The following is an 18976-nucleotide window of genomic DNA, read 5'->3' as shown; positions in this document are numbered from 1 at the left end:
TTGAGCGTCGATTTGATGTAATCATCCAGCAGAGTGTACACCGGAGGTCGTTCTATAATGTAAGAGATTTAGTTCGTAAAGTTAATTGCTTTCTAGCGCGTAATAACACCGATGCGAAACTATTTTTAGGGGCCGCTACAGCCGAGTCAATTATTCCTCAACCAGAACATCTGTGCAACTTTATCCCCGGGACGCTAAGTTTCCACCCGTTGCCAGGCTACCATTCAACGGTTAGGGTGGGTCGTTAAATCGCAGACAATGGCTCTTTGCCAGAGGTAAAAGAATTTGAACATAAATCCGAGAGATGTAGTGGCCGCATGGGTGGAGGCGTTTAACCGCGCTGATGCCGACAGCCTCGCCAACTATTACAGCGAAGATGCTGCTAATCACCAGGTAGCAGAAGGCAAGGTAAAAGGTCGTGATGCAATCCGCCGGAAGTTTCGACAGGAGTTTGCAGCGGCGGAAATGACCTGTATTGTAGAAAACATTTTCGAAGACGGTGAATGGGCGATACTTGAATGGAAAGACCCTCTGGGTTTACGCGGCTGCGGTTTTTTTCATATCAAAGAGGGGAAAATATGCTTTCAAAGAGGTTATTGGGACAAATTAACTTTCCTTAGGCAGCATGGTCTGCCAATTCCTGAGTAGTAGTTACAATCTCAGCCGGCAGCAACCTCGCTGGATTCAAAGCGGAGAAGGGGTCGTAGTGCTTGGAAATTGATCAGCCAGTAGAATCGTAGACCAGGTCTCCCGGCAGTTTGCTTCTCGAGTAGAACTGGCCAAAATGTAAGCACTACGACCCCTACAGAACGACCCCTACAGAATCCTTACAGATGAGAAAACTATGAGAAAAATACTATTATTTACCCTGCTAACAGCTTTTTCCTGCTTAGCAATGGCCCAGCCTGAAATAAAAGGAAACCCCGAGGACTTGCGTCAGTTTTTGCACCCTGGCGATAAAATAGTGAGTCTCTATGCCGAGGCTGAAGAAAAAGCCTACTCTGATAAAGCGGTTATCAGCCTGGTTGTGACTACGGAAGATAAACTGCTCTCCGATTCGCTGGCGCAAAACAGCAGGCTTCGACAACGTATCACCGAGCAGTTGGTTGCCGCTGGAATCGATAGGGAAAATATAAAAAGCTCCAAATTTTCCACATCGCCACAATATGGCTGGTTTGGCAGAAAACCCAACAGCTATAAAGTTGTCAATCGCATGGCGGTGAGTATTTTCGAAGAGACCCAGTTGCAGGAAATAGCCGCAGTTGCAGACAGCAACAAGGAAGTGGAACTTTCCGATACTACATTTGAGCACACTAAAAAAGAGGAACTTGAACATCTTGTAGAGGAGCAGGCTCTTGCCAAAGTGAATAAACAGAGGGCGTTTTACGAGAAAAACCTGGGGATCCGGTTGACGCCCATCGGGCTCAGAAAGGCCAATATCGGTCATGGTGGTACGCATGGTGCCGTAATGCTGGAGGAAGTCGTGGTCACTGCCAGCAGAAAATCCGGCGCTTACCAAGGTGGGTCAAGGGGTGCCGATGCTTATGAGCCGCCGTTGCGGCAGGAACCCTCTTTTGACGAGGTTCAATATAAAGCAGGTATCTATGTAGATTTTAAAATTGACGGCAATGGCAAGTAGTCGCCACGCGACTCTGCGCACCCTATCAATCCACACCGCGAGGCTTATGATGGTTGCCCGGTTTTAAAAAAGAAATTATAAGTTCGCCGATCCGGAAAATACCGCTGGTATGGATTGCCGCTATATTATTGAGGGGGAAGCGCCTATATTGTATGTTCTGCGCATGAGCATGCGTGGAATGTGGCAATTTTCTTGCGGCGCATAAAACAACGAATTCCAGCATGCCAAAGTCATCACTTTAGGTGAAGCCGCAGGTCTTAGTGCTTGTATCTATGCGTTGCATGCAATATTGGTGGGCAGGGTAGCGTCAAGAAATGATTAGTGGCAGCCATTTACGTTTTAGTGGGTTTTAATCAGGCCAAGCGGAGTCGCTGCGGAAAGTTGTGGGTCAGGTTTTTGCTCTCACTGAACCTTTGTTGCGCCGGCACCGTGAAAATTTGGAGGAGATATGAATCATTCAAAAGCAGTTTCGATAAAACCTGTTTTTTTGTCTCGCTTAGAAACATTAGAACATTTGGTCACTGCGGGAGAGAGACACTTTGGCAGTGAACCCGAGAAGATGCTCGAGCTTCGGCTGGCGCCCGATATGCTTCCCTTTGGCACCCAGGTGGCCTATACCTGCGATCAACCGCACAACTTTGCACGCTGGTGCGAAGGTAAGGAAGTTGAACATATTGGTCCCGATGTGCAGAGCCTCTCTCAGGCCAGGGAGATTATTGCCGGCGTCAAAGCCAGTTTAAATGGTGCAGACGTGGCGGACTCCAAGTTTGAGGAAATGATGACACTGGAGCTTGGCGATACGATGTATTTAGAACTTTCTGGCACTGAATATTTAGAGGAGTTTCTCATCCCCAATTTCTACTTCCACTTGGTAACTGCCTATAGCATCTTGCGAATGAGTGGCGTGCCGGTCGGGAAACATGATTACATGATGCATCTGGTGCCTCGGGTAAAGCAGCGTGAGAAATAAATTCCCATAAAGCTTTGCAGACAGTGTCGTACCGATAGCAGACAGTGTACTTTTAGCACCTCTTCCGGTGGCACGGTGCGGGGACGTAACTTCAGTTGCGTCCCCTTAGAATGGTGCCACTCCCCTTCCTTTAACACACCTGTTCGGTGTGCTGCGGTGGCAGTTTGGAGCCAGAGTAAAAACACTACCCCAACCCCTACCACCGGAGGATAAGCGAGCAGCCATCACTCCGCCGAGTTCGACTCCGATATCTGATCCTCCTGCCGCGTAACCATCCGACCGAGTATCACACCTATCTCAAACAACAGCCACATGGGCAGCGCCAGCAGCGATTGTGAAATCACATCAGGCGGTGTGAGCAGCATACCCAGGACAAAACAACTGACCACGATATAGGGCCGTTTCCGGGCCAGCCGGTCGGCAGTGGTAACACCCGCCGAAATCAACAGCACCGTGGCCACCGGTATTTCAAACGCCAGCCCAAAGGCAAAAAACAGCTTCAGCACAAAATCCAGGTAGCGGCCGATATCGGTCATCACGGTGACACCGTCCGGGCTCATGCTGGTAAAGAACTCAAATATCAACGGGAAGACGACAAAATAGGCGAATGCCATGCCGGTATAAAACAACACCACACTGGATATCAGCAACGGCATCGCCAGGCGCTTTTCCTTGCGGTAGAGCGCCGGTGCCACGAACGCCCATAGCTGGTACAGCAAAAACGGAATCGAAATAAAAATCGAGGCGAACAGGGTCAGTTTAAACGGCGTTAAAAACGGCGAGGCGACCTCGGTGGCAATCATGCTGGCGCCTTCGGGCAAAAACTTCTGCAGCGGCGCCGATACAAAAGTGTAGATATCGTTGGAAAAGCTGAACAATGCCGCAAACACCACCAGCACACACAGCAGGCTGCGCAACAGGCGGTTGCGCAACTCGATCAGGTGTTGCACCAGGGGTTGTTCGGTGTCGTTGCTGTCCGCGTCCGGATCGAGAGTGGCCATGGGGGTCAGGTCTTCTCCGCCGTCGGGCCGGGCTCTGTGGGTGCCGCCGCATTCCGGTCTGTAACTGCCGCCTGAGTGCCGGTGTTGTGGTCTGTGGTGTTGCCGGTGGTCTTGTTGGTGTTGGGATCGGTGGCGCTGCCGGTGTTGTGGCCAGCGCTGTGATCGATGCCGCCGGTCCCGTGATCATCCCTATGGTCGGTACCATGGTCGGCATCGCGATCGGCGGTGGCTGGCCCGTTGTCGCTGGCGGCAGGGTTTGGGTCGGGATTCGGCTTGCGGTTTGCCGTCTGCGCAGGCGTGTCACTGGTGTCCGGCAAAACGTCCTCGTTCAAGGTGCGGTCAATCTCGGTGCGCGCTGCCTCCAGGCTGCGCATTACCTCTTCATTGTGAAGCTGGCGGCGAATCTCATCGGCGCCCAGGTGCTCCTCCAGTTCCGCACGGGTTTCCCGCAGGCTGCGCCGCAGGCGCCCCACCCAGAGGCTGATGGTGCGAATAGTTTCCGGGAGCCGCTCGGGGCCGATCACCAGCAACCCGATAATGGCGACGACCATCAGTTCAAAAAAGCCAATGTCAAACACGCCGGTATCCGCGTCCCGTTACTTCTTGGAGTCTACTTTTTCGGCTTCGCCTTCGATGATTTTCTCGTCCTGGGCGGCCTGGTTCTGGTCTTCAACCTTTTTGTCGGGGTCGTCACTCACCGCCTTTTTGAAACCTTTTATGGCATTACCCAGGTCGCCGCCGAGGTTGCGCAGTCGCTTGGTGCCGAACAGCAACAGCACAATCACCAAAATAATCAACAGTTGCCAGATACTGATTCCACCAATACCCATTAGCCATTCTCCTCACATTACACTTAACTTTTGCGGGCCGCTTTTTCTTCCAACCCCGACATCTCGAAGCGCCGGGCGAGTTCCCGCAAGACTGAATCGGCACTTTCGCCTAAATGGGAAAGCATTACCAGTGAATGAAACCACAAATCTGCAGTCTCGTAGATTAAATCCTCGGTGTTGCCGGATTGTTGCGCATCCTTGGCCGCCAGCACCGTCTCGATACACTCCTCGCCGACTTTCTCGAGGATTTTGTTGAGGCCCTTTTGATGCAGACCCGCCACATAGGAGCTGCCGGCGTCGGCGGCGGCCTTGCGGTCCTCCAGAATACGGGTCAATTGCGACAGTACATCGATGGTGGTGGCGGTCATAGCGGGCTCACTTAGCGATAGAGGGTGTCCGGGTCTTGCAGGACCGGGTCCACAGTGTGCCAGGCGCCGTCTTTCAGCACCCGAAAGAAACAGGACTGCCGCCCGGTATGGCAGGCGATACCGCCGGCCTGCTCGACCTGCAGTACGATGACATCGGCATCGCAGTCGAGGCGAATCTCCTGCACCTGCTGGACATTGCCCGAGGTCTCGCCCTTGCGCCACAGGCGCGCGCGGGAGCGGGACCAGTATATGGCGCGGCCCTCGCGGACAGTGAGATCGAGCGCCTCCCGGTTCATCCAGGCCATCATCAGGATGCGGCCGCTGGCGGCGTCCTGGGCGATGGCTGGCACCAGGCCGTCGGCGGTCCACTTGACCTGGTCTAAAAATGTTTGCACGGTTTACCGGTCCTCACGCTATCTTTACCAATACCAATACCAATACCAATACCAATACCAATACCAATACCATTACCGAACTCGATTAAAATTTCGGTGGTAGGTCTACCGCTGGGTGGGGCTTTCAGAAACTCTCGACAGCAGGGATGCTGTCGGGAAGCTCCCATGGATGGGTTCATCAGGGGGACGCCCAGTCCGTGTTTCTGAAAACCCCACCCAGCGGTAGATCGATCAATTGCCACATTTTCCTATTAAGGAGGTGCTCCCCTGAAACAGGCCCTAGTTTACCGCATTAGCCAGGCGCATGCGCCCACTCCCGCCAGCACCCAGGTGCCCAGCGGCAACGCTGCCAGGTGCGGGCCCCACTGCGGCCAGGCCAGCAGGGCGGCGCCGGTGAATGCCGCCACCGCCAGCAGGCGCCGGCCGCGGCTGTCGGGCGCCGGGGGCGCTGTGCGAGGCAGGTGGTGATTCACCGCCGCGCCCGGTGGCGGAATTTGCGCCTGCTCCAGCGCCTGGAACACCAGGTGCGGTACTTCGGGGAATTTTTCCAGCCACTCCGGGCCGTGGCGCTTCAGTTGCTGCCACAGGGCGGCCGGGCGAAAGCGGTCTTCGAGCCATTGTTCCATATAGGGGTGGGCGGTGGTCCACAGGTCCAGGTCCGGGTATAACTGGCGTCCGAGCCCTTCGATATTGAGCAGTGTTTTCTGTAACAGTACCAGTTGCGGCTGCACTTCCATATTGAAGCGCCGCGCCGTCTGGAACAGGTTGATCAGCACCTGGCCAAAGGAAATCTCTTTCAGCGGCTTTTCGAAAATCGGCTCGCAGACACTGCGAATGGCCGCCTCGAAATCGTTGACGGGTGTTTCCGGCGGCACCCAGCCGCTCTGTACATGCAGTTCAGCCACCTGGCGGTAATCGCGGCGGAACATGGCCAGCAGGTTGCGCGCCAGGTAGTACTGATCGGCGTTGGTCAGCGAGCCGACTATGGCCATATCGACGGCGATATACTGGGGCCGTTCGGGGTGCCGGGTAGAGACAAAAATATTGCCCGGGTGCATATCGGCGTGGAAAAAATTGTGCTTGAACACCTGGGTAAAAAAGATCTCCACACCCCGTTCCGCCAGCAGTTTCATATCGGTGTGCTGGCGCTCGAGCGCGTCGATATGGGTGATGGGGATGCCGTAGATGCGCTCCATCACCAGTACCCCGCGGCGGGTGTAATCCCAATAGATTTCCGGCACGTAGAGCAGCGGTGACTTGGCGAAGTTGCGCCGCAGTTGCGAGGCGTTGGCGGCCTCGCGGTGCAGATCGAGTTCATCGAAAATCGTGCGCCGGTAGTCCTCCACCACTTCCACCGGGCGCAGGCGCCGGCCCTCGCTGCTGTAGCGGGCCACCAGGCGTGCCAGCAGCAGTAGCAGCTTTACGTCCTGGTCGATCACATGCTCGATTTCCGGGCGGATCACCTTGACCACTACCGCGCGGCCGTCGTGCAGCGTGGCGGCGTGGACCTGGGCCACCGAAGCCGACGCCAGCGGCGCGTGCTCGAAGTCGGCGAACAGGTTGTCGACGCGGTCGCCGAGTGCGGTTTCCACCAGTTCGCGAAACCTGTCGCTGGAAAACGGCGGCACGTTATCCTGCAGGTGATCGAGTTCGGCAATGATATCCGGCGCGATCAGGTCGGGGCGGGTCGACAGCAGTTGACCGAATTTCACGAAGATCGGGCCGAGGTCCTCGCAGGCTTTGCGCAGGCGTTGGCCGCGACTCAGGTCGGGCTGCGGAAAACAGCGGAAGACGAGCAGTTTCATGCGCACCCACCAGGGCAACTGGTGGCGCGGCAGCAACTGGTCGAGCCGGTAACGAATGGCGACGCGAAGAATCCGGATAAGACGAAACAGGGTTGCCACGCCGTCAGGTGTCCCTGTGCTCGAGAGCAGGGGGGGGCGGCGCCGGCGGCTGCAACCGTTCGACCCGTTGCTTGAGTTCGGCGACTTTCGCGCCCAGGCGATCGGCGCTGAGCCGGATAGCGTCGACGTCGTTGCAAAAGCCGTCGACCTCCACCTGTCCCGGCAGGCTGCGCAGTTCCTCGGTCAGGTATTCGACCAGCAGTCGTTGTGCCGTCGAGCGCCTGCCGCCGAGCCAGCGCAGCGAGGTGCGAATCAGGTTACCGGCCTGGTGCCCTGCCACATCGCCGAGCAGGCGGCTGAGGGGCTCCTCCCAGTCGATATCCAATTGCTTGAGAATCCGTTGCAGATCGGCCGGCAGCGCAGTGCTGCCCTCTATCTCCACGCCACTGCCGGCGAGGCTGCCGGCGTCGCCGGCGGCCAGGGACAGCAGCGCCGGCAGCGAGCCGTGCAGGCGGGTGGTAACGGTTTCTTCGCAATGGCCCAGCAGGCGCAACCCCTCGGGCCCGGGTGCAATAAAGCACCTGAGCCTGGGGGCGCTGGACTCGATCTCGAGTATTTGCCCCTGCAGTCGGCCGAGGGCGCCGCGGGTGCCGGGGTCGTAACGCAGGGCGGTATTGATGGCGGCCTCCAGGGTGGCCAGGGCCGCAGTGTGCAGAGTCGGGTCGGGCATCAGGGTTTGATTCCCCGGTGCAGGGCCACCACGCCGCCGGTCATGTTGTAGTACTCGCAGCGATCGAAGCCGGCGTCGATCATCATGGTTTTCAGGGTTTCCTGGTCCGGGTGCATGCGGATCGATTCCGCCAGGTAGCGATAGCTGTCGGCGTCGTCGGCCACCAGCTTGCCCATCAGCGGCAATACCCGGAACGAGTAGGCGTCGTAGGCCTTTTCGAGCAGGCGGTTACCAGGCTTGGAAAACTCCAGTACCAGCAGGCGTCCGCCGGGTTTCAGGACCCGCAACATGGAGGCCAGCGCCTGATCCTTGTCGGTGACATTGCGCAGGCCGAAGGCGATAGAGATGCAGTCGAATGTATTGTCGGGGAAGGGCAGCTGCTGGGCGTCGGCCTGGGCCACCTGCAGGTTGCCGGCAACGCCGCGATCCAGCAGGCGATCGCGGCCGACCCTGAGCATGGATTCGTTGATATCGGCCAGTACCACCTGTCCCTGCGGGCCTACCAACCGGGAGAACCGGTAGCTCAGATCACCGGTGCCGCCGGCGATATCGAGTACGGTATGGCCGCTGCGCACGGCCGACAATTCCAGGGCAAAACGTTTCCAGAGCCGATGGATGCCCGCCGACATCAGGTCGTTCATCAAATCGTATTTGGCGGCTACCGAATGAAACACGTCGGCGACCCTTTCTGCTTTGTCCGCAACCTTGACCTGCTGGTAACCAAAGTGAGTGGTGTGGGAGTCGTCTTGAGCCATGGGGGTTACCGCTGTCGGGAGTCGGGCTGAAATCGGGCCGGAGCAAGCGCCGGCCGGCGTCGTGCTATTGTACCTGTCTCGGCGGCGAAGAGAAAAGTCGCACCTGTATTGGCGCTGTGCCAGGCTGGGGAGCGCTAGCTGAAAAAGTGTAAACAGACCCGAATGGCACTTAGTTAAGGAAAACTGTGCTAATTGACCCGGTCTACCTCTGGAGGGTGCTTTCAGAAACACGTCGTGAACCCATCCCTGGGGACTTCCCGACAGCATCCCTGCTGTCGAGAGTTTCTGAAAGCACCCTCCAGAGGTAGACCTACCCTCAGTATTCTTAAGTGAGACCGATACGACTGGGGCAGAGATCGGTCAATTAGCACATATCTGCTTAAGGAAGTGCCATCCTAAACAGCCCCTAGCTTTTGCCCGGCTCGATCAGATTGACCACCTGGGTGTGGGGGTCCCTGGCGGCGCCCGCTTGCTCCAGCGCCTGCAGGTAATCGGCCCAGAGTGACGCCTGGTTCCGGCACAGGTGGTGGAGGTACTCCCAACTGTAGATACCGGAATCGTGGCCGTCGTCAAAGATGATACGCACCGCATAGTTACCCGAGGTTTCCAGGCCCTCGATGCCGACGTCTTTCTTCCCCACTTGCAGCACTTCCTGGCCGGGGCCGTGTCCCTTCACCTCTGCCGACGGCGAGTGTACCCGCAAGAACTCGCAGGATAGTTGGTATACCGCCGCGCCAAACTGCAGTTCCAGTTGCTTCGATCGTTTATGTAACTGGATTCTATCGGGTATCGTTGTCATGGCCGGGACCTGCTGTTTAGTCGCTCAATCCTGCCGTCAGAGAATAAAACGGCTCAAGTCTTCGTTTTGAGCCAGTTCGCCCAGATGCTGGTCGACATACTCGGCGGTTACCGTCAGCTCCCGCTGGTTGTCGCCGGCCTCGAAGGAGACCTCTTCCAGCAGCCGTTCCAACACGGTGTGCAGGCGCCTGGCGCCGATATTCTCGGTGCTTTCATTGACCTGCCAGGCGGTTTCGGCAATCCGGCGGATGCCGTCGGGGGTGAAACTGATCGTCACGCCCTCGGTGGCCAGCAGTGCCTGCTGCTGTTCGGTCAGCGAGGCATCCGGTTCGGTCAGGATGCGCTCGAAGTCCTCCGGCGTCAGCGCCTCGAGTTCCACCCGAATCGGCAGGCGACCCTGCAGCTCCGGAATCAGGTCGCTGGGTTTGGCCAGGTGGAAAGCGCCGGAGGCGACAAACAGGATATGGTCGGTTTTGATCATGCCGTGTTTGGTACTGATGGTGCAGCCCTCGATCAGCGGCAGCAGGTCGCGCTGTACCCCTTCGCGGGAGACATCGGCGCCGCCGGTCTCGCTGCGTTTGGCCACCTTGTCGATCTCATCGAGAAAGACGATGCCGTTCTGCTCCGCCGCTTCGATGGCCTTGGACTTGATCTCCTCTTCATTGATCAGCTTTGCCGCCTCTTCATCGCAGGCTTGTTTGTAGGCCTGGCGCACGGTCAATTTGCTTTTCTTGGTGCGCCCGCTCGACAGCGACGAGAACATGTTCTGCAACTGACTGGTCATGTCCTCCATGCCCGGGGGTGCCATGATTTCCACGCCCACCGGCGTGGCGGCGACTTCGATCTCGATTTCCTTGTCGTCCAACTCGCCTTCGCGCAGCTTTTTGCGGAACACCTGGCGGGTGGCGGACTCGCCCGGCTGGTCTTCGCCGCGGGCCGGGGGCAGCAGTGCATCCAGAATACGTTCTTCGGCAGCGTCTTCGGCCCGGGGTTCGACTTTTTGCAGTTCCTGTTCGCGCAGCAGTTTAATGGAGCGATCCACCAGGTCGCGCACGATCGACTCCACATCGCGGCCGACGTAGCCCACCTCGGTAAACTTGGTGGCCTCCACTTTGATAAACGGGGCGTTGGCAAGTCGCGCCAGGCGGCGGGCGATTTCGGTTTTGCCCACCCCGGTGGGGCCGATCATCAGGATGTTTTTCGGGGTGATTTCATTGCGCAGTTCTTCGCCGAGCTGTAAGCGGCGCCAGCGGTTGCGCAGGGCGATGGCGACGGCGCGCTTGGCGTCCTGTTGGCCGATGATGTGCTTATCCAGTTCGTGAACGATTTCACGGGGTGTCATGTTGGACATACGCTGCAAGTCCTGAATGTTGCTGTGTTCGTTATTCATTTCACCGGACTAAACCTAGCGGCAGGCAGCGGCGCGGGGGCCGCCGCCTGCTAGGTGTAATCCAGTGTCTCGATGGTGAAGTTGTGGTTGGTGTAGACGCAGATATCGCCGGCGATGGTGAGCCCTTTTTCAACGATATCCCCGGCGTCCAACTCGGTGTTTTCCAGCAGTGCGCGGGCGGCTGACTGGGCAAACGGGCCGCCGGAGCCGATCGCGATCAGGTCGTCCTCCGGCTGAATCACATCGCCGTTGCCGGTTACCACCAGCGAGGCCTCGCGGTTGGCCACCGCCAGCAACGCCTCCAGGCGCCTGAGGGCGCGGTCGGTGCGCCAGTCTTTTGCCAGCTCCACCGCAGCGCGGGTGAGCTGGCCGCCGTGGGCCTCGAGCTTGGCCTCGAAGCGCTCGAACAGGGTGAAGGCGTCGGCGGTGCCGCCGGCGAAGCCGGCAATCACCTGATCTTTATAGAGGCGGCGCACTTTGCGGGCATTGCCCTTCATAATGGTGTTGCCCATGGACACCTGGCCATCGCCGCCGATAACGACCCTGCCGTTACGGCGCACGGAGAGAATGGTGGTACCGCGATACTGTTGCACTGGTGATCCTTATATCGGGACATTAGGGCCCGGCCTGAGGGCCGGGTTGGCGGGCGCTGAGCGCCGGGGCGGACGTCGGCCACTGGATATTCTAGGTGGGGTTGGCGGGTGAGAATTTCAAGTTAACTGGTGGTAAAGGCCCCCGGGCCCGGCTGTCGGCCGGCGTCCAATTCGCGTCGTTAGCCGTCTGTCTTTCGCGTCCGGGTCAGAGGCTTATAGTCGTTGGAAATCAAGATACCGCGGGCCTGGTCGAGGGTGGCTTTGGACAGAAACGGTCCGACCATGACCCGATAGGCCGGTTTGCCCCGCACCTGCGTGGCCTCGATGCTGGCTTCGAGGTTCAACAGTATCAACTCGGCGCGCGTGCGATCGGCGCGGGAGTGGGAATCGAACGAGGCCACCTGGATGATAAATTCCGACTTGAAATCAGGCCGCTCCGAGACCGGCGGCAGGGGCTTGGCGTCGACCTTGACTTCACTTTCCTTAAGCAACTGGTAAAAATCGAAGCGCGGTTTTGGCGTTGTCGCCGCATCCCCGGGCGCGCCGGCTACGGAGGGCTGGGTCGGGTCGGCGGTCGGCGCCAGTCCTGACAGATAGGTCAGAAACATAATGAACGCCCCCAGCACGGCGCCGGTAAACAACCAGACCCAGGCCGGTACCGTGGATCGGGCTGCCCGGGACCGGCGCTTGGTTTTCGGGCGTGGCTTTTTGGCGAAGTCTCGGGTCATTATCGGGTCGTGTTAAGGCCGTTTTCAAAGTGTCGGGGGCCGCTGTAGTCGCGGCGGCCGCCGGCGCAGTTGCAGCGCATTGTAATCAATCGACGCCACTAGGTCATGTCCTGGGGATCGACATCGACCGCCCAGCGTACCCGCCGGCTCAGGGGGTTGGCTTCCAGTTGCCGGCACAGCCGCTGCAGCAGTCGGTGCAGGTCCCGGCGCGCCGCGGCGTTGACGTGCAATTGGTAGCGAAAGCGGCCGTTGCGCTTTTCCATCAGCGCCGGCAGCGGGCCCAGGTAGTGCAGTTGTGGGCTCGCCGGTTGCAACTGCTGCGCCAGGCGGCGCGCCTCGGTGAGAAAGTCGATGGCGTTTTCCGGCCGCTTGGATTCCGCCCGCAGCAATGCCAGGTAGCGGTAAGGGGGCATACCGCTCAACTGGCGCTGTGCCAGCAGTTGCCGGGCAAACGCCTGGTAACCGCGAGTGACCAACAGTTGCATCAAAGGGTGATCGCAGTGGTGGCTCTGGATCACGACCCGCCCCGGCCGCTCGGCGCGCCCGGCGCGCCCGGCCACCTGGATCAGCAACTGCCCCATGCGCTCGGGGCCGCGCAGATCGGTGCTCAGCAGGCCGCTGTCGGCGTCGACAATGGCTACCAGCGTGACCCTGGGCAGGTGGTGGCCCTTGGCCAGCATCTGGGTGCCCACCAGAATACAGGGGTCGCCGCGCTGCACATCCTCCAGCACCTTGGCCAGGGCGTTTTTACGGCGCGTGGAGTCGCGATCGATGCGGTGGATCGGGGTAGTGGCGAAACACTGTTGCAAAAACAGCTCGCTGCGTTCGGTGCCCAGGCCCACCTGCTGCAGTTGGCGGCTGAAACACTGGGGGCACTGCTGGATCAGCGGGCGCTGGTGATCGCAGTGGTGACAGTGCAGGTGGGGCGGGTATTGATGCACTGTCAGGCGCGCGTCGCAATGGTTGCAGCCGGCGACCCAGCCGCAGTCGTGACAGATCAGCGTCGGCGCAAAACCGCGCCGGTTGATAAATACCAGCACCTGCTCCCGGCGCGCCAGGGTGGCCTCGATTTCCGCCAGCATTGCCGGGCTGAAACCCTCCTGCAGCGGCAGGCGCCGGATATCCAACAGCGCGATCTGCGGGGCGCGAGCGCTGCCGGCGCGGCGGGTCAGGCGCAGGTGCTGGAAACGCTGGTGCATGGCGTTGTGGAGCGTCTCCAGGGCCGGGGTGGCGGAGCCGAGAATCAGCGGGATGTCCTGCCGGCTGGCCCGCACGCTGGCCAGGTCGCGGGCGGAGTAGCGCACGCCGTCCTGTTGTTTGAACGACGGATCGTGTTCCTCGTCGACGATAATAATGCCGGCTTCGGGCAGTGGCGTAAAAATGGCGGAGCGGGTGCCGATGACGATCCGCGCCCGCCCGCTGGCGGTGTCGCACCAGGCCTGCAGCCGTTCTCGATCCGTCAGGCCCGAATGCAACACGGCAATAGCGACGGCAAAGCGCCGCTCGAAGCGCCCGATGGTCTGCGGGGTAAGGCCGATTTCGGGCACCAGCACCAGTGCCTGCCGGCCCAGCGACAACACCGCCTGGATCGCCTGCAGGTAGATTTCGGTTTTGCCGCTGCCGGTGGCGCCCTCCAACAAATAGGTATTGAAAGCTTGATAGCGGAGCTGGTCCAGGGCCGCCTGCTGTTCGGGATTGAGCGCCAGCGGCGCTTCGCGCAGCGGATCGTCTGCCCGGGCGGGCGGGGTCGGCGGACGGGTCTGTTCGCTGACCAGGCCCTTGTCGGCCAGTGCCTTAACCGCGTTGCGGGACAATTCCAGTGCCTCCAACTCGGCGCGGCCGAGCTGGCCGCGGGCCAGTAATGCCCGAAACAGCGCCGCCTGCTTTGGCGCGCGCTTAAACGCCGTCTCCGGCAGACCCCGGGCCTCGGCAGTCAGCCCCCAGACGGTCTCACCGCCGGGGTCCGCGGCTTCGCCCTTGCGCAACAGGGCGGGCAGGGCAGTACTCACCACTTCGCCGAGCGGGTGCTGGTAGTAGTCCGACACCCACCGGCACAGTTGCAGCAAATCCGGCGGCAGCACCGGGGTATCGTCCACCAACGCCAGGGCCTGGCGCAGTTGGCCGGGTTCCAGGTCGGTATGGGTGCCGGTTTCCAACAGCACGCCCACCACCTCTTGCCGGCCAAACGGCACCCGGACCCGAATGCCGGGCTGCAACGCCGCTGCTGCCGGCGGCGACTGCGGCGGCAGATAGTCGAAAGTCCGTCGCAGTGGGCTGGGGATGGCGACGCGAAGGTAAACCGGTACTGACACTAGGCGAAATTTTCCTGTTCCGGGTCATCACCAGCGCGCATAATGTCATGCCGATAAAGCCTTGCGTTAGCGGGCTTTTCTGGTAGTATGCCCCGTCTATTTTTTAGCCGTTTACATTAACTGTTGTGCGGTGCCCGGCACGAGATCGGGTGGCGGCACATAATACATGAGTAAGGCAGAGATCATGAAGTCAGATATCCACCCCAAGTACGGCGATATGACCGCCACCTGCAGTTGCGGGAACGTCATTAAGACCCGCTCCACGCTGATCAAGGACATCCATATCGATGTATGCTCGGCCTGCCATCCGTTTTATACCGGCAAGCAAAAAGTGCTCGATACCGGTGGCCGTATTGACCGCTTCAAGAAGCGTTTTGGCAACAGGGTCAAAAAGTAACGCCGGCGAACCCGCTCGAATCATGCAAAAAGCGCCTGAAGGTCACACTTACGGCGCTTTTTTTGGTTATGGCGACAGCAGCGCCCGAAAATACAATAAACGATAACTAGAATTAGTGAATTAAGTAGCAGGAATACCCCAAAAGATATCCAACAACTCAATTGATGGTCAGTTCCATGTCGGACAGTTTGAAGAAAGCAGCACTGGATTATCACGCCCTTCCCACGCCGGGGAAGATGAGTACAGAATTGACAACGCCCGCCGAAACCCAGGAGGACCTGTCCCTGGCCTACAGCCCGGGGGTGGCCGAGCCGGTGCGGGAGATTGCCAGGGATGCCGAGAATGCCTACCGCTATACCGGCAAGGGTAATCTGGTCGCTGTCATTACCGACGGCAGCGCCGTGTTGGGGTTGGGCAACCTGGGGCCCCTGGCTTCGAAGCCGGTGATGGAGGGCAAAAGCCTGCTGTTCAAGCGTTTTGCCGGTATCGACTCGGTCGACGTGGAAGTCAACACCGACAGTGCACAGGCGTTTATCGACACCGTTGCCAGCATTGCCGACACCTATGGCGGTATCAATTTGGAGGATATCAAGGCGCCGGAGTGTTTCGAAATCGAGGCGGCGTTGATCGAGAAGTGCCGGATACCGGTGTTCCATGATGATCAGCACGGCACCGCCATTGTCACGGTGGCGGGGATGCTCAATGCACTGGAGGTGCAGGGTAAAACCATCGCCACCGCGAAGATTGTCTGCCTCGGCGCCGGTGCTGCCGCCCACGCCTGCTGCACCCTGCTGATCAAAGCCGGTGCCGCCCGCGAAAATATCGTCATGCTCGACAGCAAAGGGGTCATTCACAGTGGTCGCACGGGCCTGAGTCCGCAAAAACAGGCGTTTGCCATCGATACCGATGTCCGCACCCTGGACGATGCCATTGCCGGTGCGGATGCCTTTTTAGGCGTGTCCGGGCCCAATCTGCTGGCGGCCCGGCAGTTGTCGCGCATGGCGGCCAGGCCGGTGGTGTTTGCCTGCTCCAACCCCGATCCGGAAATCGACCCGGCGCTGGCACACGAAACCCGCGACGATGTGATCGTTGCGACCGGTCGCTCCGACTATCCCAATCAGGTCAACAATGTGCTGTGTTTTCCGTTTTTGTTTCGCGGTGCACTGGATGTGCGGGCGGTGCAAATCAACGATGCCATGAAGCTGGCGGCAGTGGCGGCGCTGAAGGACCTGGCAAAACAGCCGGTACCGGCCGAGGTGCGGGCGGCCTATGGCGGTGTGGAAATAGGTTTCGGGCCCGGTTACATCATCCCCAAACCGACCGATCCGCGCCTGTTGGCGGCGGTGGCCGGCGCCGTGGCAAAAGCCGCTGTCGACTCCGGCGTGGCGCATCTGCCCTACCCAAAACACTACCCGCTGCAAAGTGTTTAGGCGGGTAGTGCCGGCTGGCGACTTAAAATAACTCCTCGGGCGGCGCCTGGGCGGCGTCGGGGTCGCTGATAGCGTTGGGATCGAAGTCGGCCAGCACCGGCAGGTTGTCGGTGCGGAAGAACTCAAAGATGGTATCGGTACTGCCGGGTTGGGCCCGGTTGCCGGTTTTCGGGTCGATACTGATGGCGACCAGCCCGTAGGGTTGGCGCCTGACGGTTTCCGGTACGCCCTCCAGCGCCGTGCGCATAAAGTCGATCCAGATCGGCAGGGCGGCGGAGCCGCCGTATTCCCTTTGGCCCAGTGGCAGATTTTGATCGAAGCCGAGCCAGGTGGTGGTAACCAGGTGACCGTTGTAGCCGGAAAACCAGGCGTCCTTGGGGCCATTGGTGGTCCCGGTCTTGCCGGCCAGGTCGTTGCGGCCCAGCGCCATGGCCTTTATGCCGGTGCCTTTGCGCACCACGTCTTTCAACATGGAGTCGATCAGGAACGCCACCTGGTCGTCGAGCATTTTCGGTGCGCGGGGCAGCTCCATCGGTGGTGGTAGCAGCTCCTCTATTTCTTCGCCGATGTCCGGTTCGCCGGTGTCCGACGCCAGGGCGGCCGTCTCCGGGGCGGGTAGCTCGTCGGTTACCGGCAGTTGTGCGCCGCTTGCTGGGTCGGTCTCCAGTGCTGTCGGATCGGTCTCGGCCGCGGTCAGTTCGGTTTCCGGGTCCGCCTCCGCTTCGCTGTCACAGTCCCGGCAGACGGTGGGCGGGACGGCCTGGTAGACCACCTGCTCTTCGGCATTGGTGATATGGTCGATCAGATAAGGGTCTACCAGGTAGCCGCCATTGGCGAATACTGCATAGCCTCTGGCGATTTCCAGCGGCGTCATTGCGTAGCTGCCCAGAGCCAGCGACAAGTCGCGCGGAAACTTTGATTTTTCGAAGCCGTAGCGATCCATTCCATCGATGGCCCGGGAGATACCTATGCCGCGCAGCACGCGAATGGAAACCAGGTTGCGGGATCGGTACAGCGCCTGGCGCAGGCGGGTCGGTCCGAAGAACTTGCCGCTGTCGTCTCTCGGGCGCCAGGCCCCCTCCAGGCTGGCGTCGTCCAGAACGATAGGCGCATCATTAATAATGGACGCTGTGCTAAAACCGTTTTCCAGGGCGGCGGTGTAAATAAACGGTTTGAAACTGGAGCCCGGTTGCCGGGCCGCCTGGGTGATGCGATTGAAATGGCTCTGGTTGAAGTCGAAACCGCCCACCAGGGATTTGATTGCGCCGTTTTCCGGATTGAGGGCCACCAGCGCCGCCTGTGCTTCCGGCACCTGGGTCAGGTGCCACAACTCATCGCGCTGCACCACTCTGACGACGTCGCCGAGGTTCACCACATCCTGCGCCTGTTTGGGCTTGGGGCCGCGCCGGTCTTCCGACAGGTAGCGGCGCGCGCTGGCCAGTCCCTGTTCCCAACCGACACTGATCAGTTGGCCGTCGGCAAGCACCGCAGTAAAGGACTGTTCATCGACGCGGGTGACCGCGGCCGGTGCGAGATTGGCGTAGCGGGGAATGGTGCTGAGCGTCTGCTGCCAGTTCTCCAGGTCCAGTGACGGTTGCGGCGACTGGTCCGGCGTCGCTGCGGCGTCAGCGGTTGTGGCGGGGTCCGCCTCGCCGGTGCCAGCGGCCGCGTCCGGCGCCGGTGCGGCGTCGCTGTAGACCGGCTCCAGAGTCATCTCCGGTCCGCGGTAGCCGTGGCGCTGGTCGTAGGTCATCAGGCCTTTGACGACGGCTTGCTGGGCGCTGCCCTGCATGCGACTGTCGATGGTGGTGTAGACCTGGTAGCCATCGGTATAGGCTGCTTCGCCGAAAAGTTCGACCGCTTTTTTGCGGGCCATTTCCGCCACATAAGGCGCGCTCAATTCGAGACTCAAACCGTGGTAGCTGGCTGTGACGGGTTCGGCGCTGTAAATTTGATAAGTGGCCTCGTCGATATAATCCAACTCCAGCATGCGCTCGAGAATATAGTTGCGTCTGACCAGGGCGCGGGTCGGATTGACGATCGGGTTGTATTTGGACGGCGCTTTTTGCAGCCCCGCGGTCATTGCCAACTGCGCCAGGTTGAGTTCATCGATGTCCTTGCCGTAATAAACTCTCGCCGCCGCTCTGATACCGTAGGCGCGATTGCCCAAAAAAATCTGGTTGACGTAAAGCTCTAAAATTTCCGCTTTGCTCAACTCGCGTTCGATTTGCAGAGCCAATAATATTTCATTGAATTTGCGGGCGAAGGTGCGCTCGAAAGTGAGGAAAAAGTTCCTTGCCACCTGCATGGTTATCGTACTTCCACCCGATTGTTTGCGACCTGTTAGCAATAATTGTGACACTGCTCGCAAAAGTCCCTTAATAGATACGCCATGATGCGAGTAGAATTGATCGTCCTCGATGGCCAACAGTGCCTGGATGTATTGTGGTGGGATTTCTTCGTAACTGATCGGCGTGCGACGCTTCTCACCAAATTCACCAATCAGTTTCTGGTCACTCGAGTAGACGCGTAGTGGTGTTAAGTATTTAAAGTCCCGCAACGCTTCAACCGCTGGTAGTTTAGGGCTGAGGTACAGGTACATACCCCCCAAGACCACCAGAGAGCCGCTAAAACCGGCCAGTAGCAGCCACAAGGTGGCGATTATATAGGGCTTTTTGACAGTCATTTTTTCTATGTGAATTAATGGCTTAGCGGGCCTGAAGAGGGTGAAGCGACATTATAAAGCCTTTTTGAGGGTTTACATACGCACGCGGTTGTTGCAGGCTTAACTTAAAG

At 59.2% G+C, this 18976-nt stretch carries 19 protein-coding genes; 5 read left to right on the top strand and 14 right to left on the bottom strand.

What is annotated here, in order from left to right:
- Nucleotides 1-285 precede the first annotated feature (285 nt).
- The 3 genes from FKG94_RS18465 (at nucleotide 286) to FKG94_RS18455 (ending at nucleotide 2609) form a co-directional block, all read left to right on the top strand.
- Entirely contained in the window at nucleotides 286-648 is a 363-nt protein-coding gene (locus FKG94_RS18465; RefSeq protein WP_246125241.1) for a nuclear transport factor 2 family protein, read from the top strand.
- 196 nt (nucleotides 649-844) lie between these two features.
- Nucleotides 845-1639 carry an SIMPL domain-containing protein gene (locus tag FKG94_RS18460; RefSeq protein ID WP_142928402.1) on the top strand — a complete coding sequence of 265 codons (795 nt, stop codon included), beginning with the start codon at nucleotides 845-847 and terminating at the stop codon, nucleotides 1637-1639.
- A 448-nt stretch (nucleotides 1640-2087) separates the two neighbouring features.
- Nucleotides 2088-2609: a DUF1993 domain-containing protein gene (locus FKG94_RS18455; protein ID WP_142928401.1), complete on the top strand. Its 522-nt coding sequence runs from the start codon at nucleotides 2088-2090 to the stop codon at nucleotides 2607-2609.
- A 224-nt stretch (nucleotides 2610-2833) separates the two neighbouring features.
- Here FKG94_RS18455 and tatC read toward each other — a convergent pair whose 3' ends face one another.
- The 13 genes from tatC to FKG94_RS18390 form a co-directional block, all read right to left on the bottom strand.
- Entirely contained in the window at nucleotides 2834-3610 is a 777-nt protein-coding gene (tatC, locus tag FKG94_RS18450) for a twin-arginine translocase subunit TatC (RefSeq protein ID WP_142928400.1), read from the bottom strand.
- Between the two features lie 5 nt (nucleotides 3611-3615).
- Complete coding sequence (gene tatB, locus FKG94_RS29010; protein ID WP_218943578.1) at nucleotides 3616-4188, bottom strand: Sec-independent protein translocase protein TatB; 573 nt, start codon at nucleotides 4186-4188, stop codon at nucleotides 3616-3618.
- An 18-nt stretch (nucleotides 4189-4206) separates the two neighbouring features.
- Complete coding sequence (tatA, locus tag FKG94_RS18440; protein ID WP_142928399.1) at nucleotides 4207-4440, bottom strand: Sec-independent protein translocase subunit TatA; 234 nt, start codon at nucleotides 4438-4440, stop codon at nucleotides 4207-4209.
- A gap of 23 nt (nucleotides 4441-4463) precedes the next feature.
- Nucleotides 4464-4808: a phosphoribosyl-ATP diphosphatase gene (locus FKG94_RS18435; RefSeq protein WP_142928398.1), complete on the bottom strand. Its 345-nt coding sequence runs from the start codon at nucleotides 4806-4808 to the stop codon at nucleotides 4464-4466.
- A gap of 11 nt (nucleotides 4809-4819) precedes the next feature.
- On the bottom strand, nucleotides 4820-5203 hold the full coding sequence (gene hisI, locus FKG94_RS18430; RefSeq protein ID WP_142928397.1) for a phosphoribosyl-AMP cyclohydrolase: 384 nt from the start codon (nucleotides 5201-5203) through the stop codon (nucleotides 4820-4822).
- Between the two features lie 284 nt (nucleotides 5204-5487).
- Nucleotides 5488-7107 carry a ubiquinone biosynthesis regulatory protein kinase UbiB gene (ubiB, locus tag FKG94_RS18425; protein ID WP_142928396.1) on the bottom strand — a complete coding sequence of 540 codons (1620 nt, stop codon included), beginning with the start codon at nucleotides 7105-7107 and terminating at the stop codon, nucleotides 5488-5490.
- 4 nt (nucleotides 7108-7111) lie between these two features.
- Nucleotides 7112-7777 carry a ubiquinone biosynthesis accessory factor UbiJ gene (locus FKG94_RS18420; RefSeq protein WP_142928395.1) on the bottom strand — a complete coding sequence of 222 codons (666 nt, stop codon included), beginning with the start codon at nucleotides 7775-7777 and terminating at the stop codon, nucleotides 7112-7114.
- Nucleotides 7777-8532, bottom strand: a complete 756-nt coding sequence (gene ubiE, locus FKG94_RS18415) for a bifunctional demethylmenaquinone methyltransferase/2-methoxy-6-polyprenyl-1,4-benzoquinol methylase UbiE (RefSeq protein ID WP_142928394.1) — start codon at nucleotides 8530-8532, stop codon at nucleotides 7777-7779. Before ubiE ends, FKG94_RS18420 begins: the two co-directional genes overlap by 1 nt.
- A 406-nt stretch (nucleotides 8533-8938) precedes the next feature.
- Complete coding sequence (locus FKG94_RS18410) at nucleotides 8939-9331, bottom strand: gamma-butyrobetaine hydroxylase family protein (RefSeq protein WP_142928393.1); 393 nt, start codon at nucleotides 9329-9331, stop codon at nucleotides 8939-8941.
- 36 nt (nucleotides 9332-9367) lie between these two features.
- Nucleotides 9368-10720 (bottom strand): ATP-dependent protease ATPase subunit HslU, encoded by a 1353-nt coding sequence (gene hslU / locus FKG94_RS18405; protein WP_179957705.1) that lies wholly within the window; start codon nucleotides 10718-10720, stop codon nucleotides 9368-9370.
- A 50-nt stretch (nucleotides 10721-10770) separates the two neighbouring features.
- The gene (hslV, locus tag FKG94_RS18400) at nucleotides 10771-11313 is read right to left on the bottom strand and encodes an ATP-dependent protease subunit HslV (RefSeq protein WP_142928392.1); all 543 of its coding nucleotides are present in this window, start codon (nucleotides 11311-11313) and stop codon (nucleotides 10771-10773) included.
- 179 nt (nucleotides 11314-11492) lie between these two features.
- A complete protein-coding gene (locus tag FKG94_RS18395) occupies nucleotides 11493-12041 on the bottom strand; it encodes an SPOR domain-containing protein (protein WP_142928391.1) in 549 nt (182 codons plus the stop codon).
- Between the two features lie 98 nt (nucleotides 12042-12139).
- Nucleotides 12140-14353: a primosomal protein N' gene (locus tag FKG94_RS18390; RefSeq protein ID WP_142928390.1), complete on the bottom strand. Its 2214-nt coding sequence runs from the start codon at nucleotides 14351-14353 to the stop codon at nucleotides 12140-12142.
- 184 nt (nucleotides 14354-14537) lie between these two features.
- Here FKG94_RS18390 and rpmE point away from each other — a divergent pair, with 184 nt between their 5' ends.
- Nucleotides 14538-14750, top strand: coding sequence for a 50S ribosomal protein L31 (gene rpmE / locus FKG94_RS18385; RefSeq protein WP_142928389.1), 213 nt, complete (start codon nucleotides 14538-14540; stop codon nucleotides 14748-14750).
- Between the two features lie 176 nt (nucleotides 14751-14926).
- Nucleotides 14927-16180 carry a malic enzyme-like NAD(P)-binding protein gene (locus FKG94_RS18380; RefSeq protein WP_142928388.1) on the top strand — a complete coding sequence of 418 codons (1254 nt, stop codon included), beginning with the start codon at nucleotides 14927-14929 and terminating at the stop codon, nucleotides 16178-16180.
- Nucleotides 16181-16202: 22 nt separating this feature from the next.
- Here FKG94_RS18380 and FKG94_RS18375 read toward each other — a convergent pair whose 3' ends face one another.
- Nucleotides 16203-18866, bottom strand: coding sequence for a penicillin-binding protein 1A (locus tag FKG94_RS18375; RefSeq protein ID WP_142928387.1), 2664 nt, complete (start codon nucleotides 18864-18866; stop codon nucleotides 16203-16205).
- Nucleotides 18867-18976: the final 110 nt, after the last annotated feature.

It is taken from the genome of Exilibacterium tricleocarpae, from assembly GCF_007004655.1.
Taxonomy (GTDB): Bacteria; Pseudomonadota; Gammaproteobacteria; order Pseudomonadales; family Cellvibrionaceae; genus Exilibacterium; species Exilibacterium tricleocarpae.
Note: the sequence above shows the minus strand (reverse complement) of the source record. Positions and strands in the feature narration are given on the sequence as shown.

What these genes read in the sequence shown, in the direction of transcription:
- FKG94_RS18460 (WP_142928402.1), top strand. Translation starts at nt 845, where the DNA reads ATGAGAAAAATACTATTATTTACCCTGCTAACAGCTTTTTCCTGCTTA.
- FKG94_RS18455 (WP_142928401.1), top strand. Translation starts at nt 2,088, where the DNA reads ATGAATCATTCAAAAGCAGTTTCGATAAAACCTGTTTTTTTGTCTCGC.
- tatC (WP_142928400.1), bottom strand. Translation starts at nt 3,610, where the DNA reads ATGGCCACTCTCGATCCGGACGCGGACAGCAACGACACCGAACAACCC.
- tatA (WP_142928399.1), bottom strand. Translation starts at nt 4,440, where the DNA reads ATGGGTATTGGTGGAATCAGTATCTGGCAACTGTTGATTATTTTGGTG.
- FKG94_RS18435 (WP_142928398.1), bottom strand. Translation starts at nt 4,808, where the DNA reads ATGACCGCCACCACCATCGATGTACTGTCGCAATTGACCCGTATTCTG.
- FKG94_RS18420 (WP_142928395.1), bottom strand. Translation starts at nt 7,777, where the DNA reads ATGCCCGACCCGACTCTGCACACTGCGGCCCTGGCCACCCTGGAGGCC.
- ubiE (WP_142928394.1), bottom strand. Translation starts at nt 8,532, where the DNA reads ATGGCTCAAGACGACTCCCACACCACTCACTTTGGTTACCAGCAGGTC.
- FKG94_RS18410 (WP_142928393.1), bottom strand. Translation starts at nt 9,331, where the DNA reads ATGACAACGATACCCGATAGAATCCAGTTACATAAACGATCGAAGCAA.
- hslU (WP_179957705.1), bottom strand. Translation starts at nt 10,720, where the DNA reads ATGAATAACGAACACAGCAACATTCAGGACTTGCAGCGTATGTCCAAC.
- FKG94_RS18395 (WP_142928391.1), bottom strand. Translation starts at nt 12,041, where the DNA reads ATGACCCGAGACTTCGCCAAAAAGCCACGCCCGAAAACCAAGCGCCGG.
- rpmE (WP_142928389.1), top strand. Translation starts at nt 14,538, where the DNA reads ATGAAGTCAGATATCCACCCCAAGTACGGCGATATGACCGCCACCTGC.
- FKG94_RS18380 (WP_142928388.1), top strand. Translation starts at nt 14,927, where the DNA reads ATGTCGGACAGTTTGAAGAAAGCAGCACTGGATTATCACGCCCTTCCC.
- FKG94_RS18375 (WP_142928387.1), bottom strand. Translation starts at nt 18,866, where the DNA reads ATGACTGTCAAAAAGCCCTATATAATCGCCACCTTGTGGCTGCTACTG.